Annotated in this window: 3 protein-coding genes; 2 read left to right on the top strand and 1 reads right to left on the bottom strand. The window is 71.8% G+C overall.

Annotated elements, in window-relative coordinates; translation table 11 throughout:
• Positions 1-219: 219 nt before the first annotated feature.
• On the bottom strand, positions 220-921 hold the full coding sequence (locus GRC12_RS43410; protein ID WP_208785946.1) for a TetR/AcrR family transcriptional regulator: 702 nt from the start codon (positions 919-921) through the stop codon (positions 220-222).
• A 114-nt stretch (positions 922-1,035) separates the two neighbouring features.
• Between GRC12_RS43410 and GRC12_RS43405 the strand changes: the two genes are divergently transcribed.
• Together GRC12_RS43405 and GRC12_RS43400 are read left to right on the top strand one after the other, a co-directional pair.
• Positions 1,036-1,791 carry an SDR family oxidoreductase gene (locus GRC12_RS43405; RefSeq protein WP_208785945.1) on the top strand — a complete coding sequence of 252 codons (756 nt, stop codon included), beginning with the start codon at positions 1,036-1,038 and terminating at the stop codon, positions 1,789-1,791.
• A 30-nt stretch (positions 1,792-1,821) separates the two neighbouring features.
• The gene (locus GRC12_RS43400; protein ID WP_208785944.1) at positions 1,822-2,724 is read left to right on the top strand and encodes an SDR family oxidoreductase; all 903 of its coding nucleotides are present in this window, start codon (positions 1,822-1,824) and stop codon (positions 2,722-2,724) included.
• Positions 2,725-2,744 lie beyond the last annotated feature (20 nt).

Below are 2,744 nucleotides of genomic sequence, written 5' to 3'. Positions count from 1 at the left end.
GTGTGGGCCTGGCGCGCCGGGGGCGGTAGCCCGGCCGAGGGACTGGTGGGTCGGGACGGCGGGGCCCGTCGGCAGGTGAGAGCGTTCTACGAGACCTGGTGGTTGGGTTGGCGCATGCCGGCCCGGTCAGGGGGCCTTACCCGCGGCGGCGCGGCGGCCTACCCAGTCGGCCCGGTGCAGCCGCCACGCTCGGGACGCCAGGTAAGGCCGGGGTGCGCCTCAGCCTGCCGACAGCTTGTCCAGCCACTGCTCCAGCAGGGCCGACTCGGCCGCGGTGAAGACCGTCGACTGTTCGGCACGCAGGCGGGCGGCGAGTGTGGCGGCGGCGACCGGAACCGCCCTGTCCTGATCGTCCCGCTCGGCGGGCTCGTCGCTGGCGGCTGGACGCGTCACCGATTCGAGAACGGCGTCACGCAGCCGCTGGGAGAACTGAGGGTCCGGGTACTGCTCGGGCCGGGTCACCATCGACAGGGCCGCCCCGACATTGGCCGACATGATCATCTGCGTGGCGAGCGCGGGCGGCACGGTGAGCCGGCCGGCGGCCGCGCAGCGCTCGAGGATCCCGTGCAGCAGGGCGTGCGCCTCCTGCGCCGCGGCCGGCGGAACCGTCAACTCGGGTGAGTACATCAGGCGGTAGTGGTTGGGGTGCTCCAGTGCGAAGCGCATGTGGTTGTCCCAGCCGCTCCTGATGTCGGCGACCGGGTCGTCGCTCGGCCTGGCCGCCCGCTTGGAGGCGAGGTACGCCTCGAAACCCCGGTCGACGACGGCCGCCAACAGCCCCGCCTTGTCGCCGAAGAGCCGGTAGAGCATCGGCGCACCCACCCCGGCCGCCTCGCAGACCGCCCGCGTGGAGACATCGGCGACCGAGGCCTTGGCCAGCAGGTCGGCGGCCGCTTCCAGGATCTTTTCCCTCGCATCCATGGGTCTACCGTACGCCATTCGTATCGACGATACGAATTGGGGGGTAGCGTCGCTACGAAACTGTGTTATCGTCGATACGAGCAAGCCGTAGCAGCGCTAACAAAGGATGCAGTCATGACCACTCACACCTCCACCTCCGCGCACCGGCGCGTCGCGATCGTGACCGGCGGTTCGCGCGGCATCGGACGACAGGTCGCCGAGCGCCTCGCCGCGGACGGGTACGCGGTCGTCGTCGGATACGCGGGCAACAAGGAGGCGGCTGACGAGGCCGTCCGTGCCATAGAGACCGCCGGCGGCACCGCACAGGCAGCCCGTGCGGACGTCGCCGCCGAGCACGAGATCGCCGCCCTGTTCGACCTCGCGGAGAGCATCTACGGCGGCGTCGACGCGGTCGTGCACGCCGCCGGCCGCATGCCGCTCTCCCCCGTCGCCGACCTCGACCTCGCCGAGCTCGACGCCCTGTACCGCACCAACATCCGCGGCACGTTCGTCGTCGACCAGCAGGCGGCGCGCCGGCTGCGCCCGGGCGGAGCGCTGGTCAACTTCTCCACCTCGGTGGTGGGGCTGGCCTTCCCCGGCTACGGCGCCTACGCCGCGAGCAAGGGCGCGGTCGAGGCGCTGACGCTGATCCTCGCCCGCGAGATGCGGGGGCGTGACGTCACCGTCAACGCCGTCGCCCCGGGCCCCACCGCGACCGAGCTCTTCCTCGACGGCAAGGACGAGGAGACCATCGCCCGCCTCGCCGCGCAGCCGCCACTGGAGCGCCTGGGCACGCCCGAGGACATCGCCAACGTCGTGTCCTTCCTGGTCGGCCCCGAGGGCCACTGGGTCAACGGCCAGGTGCTGCGGGCCAACGGCGGAATCATCTGACGGCCGGCTCCGACAAAGGAACGGAATGCCATGAACGACAGCAAGGTCATCCTCGTCACCGGCGCCTCCAGCGGTTTCGGCGCCCTCAGCGTCCGCGCGCTCGCCGCGCGCGGCCACACCGTCTACGCGGGCATGCGCGCCCTCGCCACCCGTAACGCGTCAGCCGCTTCGGACCTGGCCGCACACGCCGAGGAGCACGGCGTCGATCTGCGCGCCGTGGAACTCGACGTGACCGCGCAGGACAGCGCGGACGCAGCAGTCGAGCGGATCGTCGCCGAGCAGGGGCGGCTGGATGTCGTGGTGCACAACGCCGGGCACATGGTGCTGGGCCCGGCGGAGGCCTTCACCCCTGAGCAGTTGGCGGACGTCTACGACACCAACGTCCTGGGCACCCAGCGCGTCAACCGCGCGGCACTGCCACAGCTGCGTCGGCAGGGCCAGGGCCACCTCGTGTGGATCGGCTCCTCCAGCACCCGCGGCGGCTGCCCGCCCTTCCTCGCCCCCTACTTCGCGGCCAAGGCGGCGATGGACGCCCTGGCGGTGAGCTACGCCGCCGAGGTCATCCGGTTCGGGATCGACACCTCGATCGTCGTTCCGGGTGCCTTCACCTCCGGCACCAACCACTTCGCCCACGCCGGCACGCCCGCCGACGCGGAGCGGGCCGCCGCCTACGACGCCCGCTACAAGGCACTGATGGACGACGTCAACGAGCGGCTGGCCGGGCTGATACCACCGGACGCCGATGTCTCCGAGGTGGCCGACGCGATCGTGCGCGTGGTGGAACTGCCGCCCGGCAAGCGGCCGTTCCGCGTCCACGTGGACCCCAGCCGGGACGGCAGCGAAGTCGTCTCGGCGGTGGCCGACCGCATCCGGGTGGAGTTCTTCCGCCGAGTGGGCCTGGAGGACTTGCTGACGCCTGCGAGCAGTCTGTAGGTCGCGCCGTTGTGGGAGGG

The organism is Streptomyces griseorubiginosus (assembly GCF_017614965.1).
GTDB lineage: Bacteria > Actinomycetota > Actinomycetes > Streptomycetales > Streptomycetaceae > Streptomyces > Streptomyces griseorubiginosus_B.
This window is presented reverse-complemented; position numbering and strand designations above follow the sequence as displayed.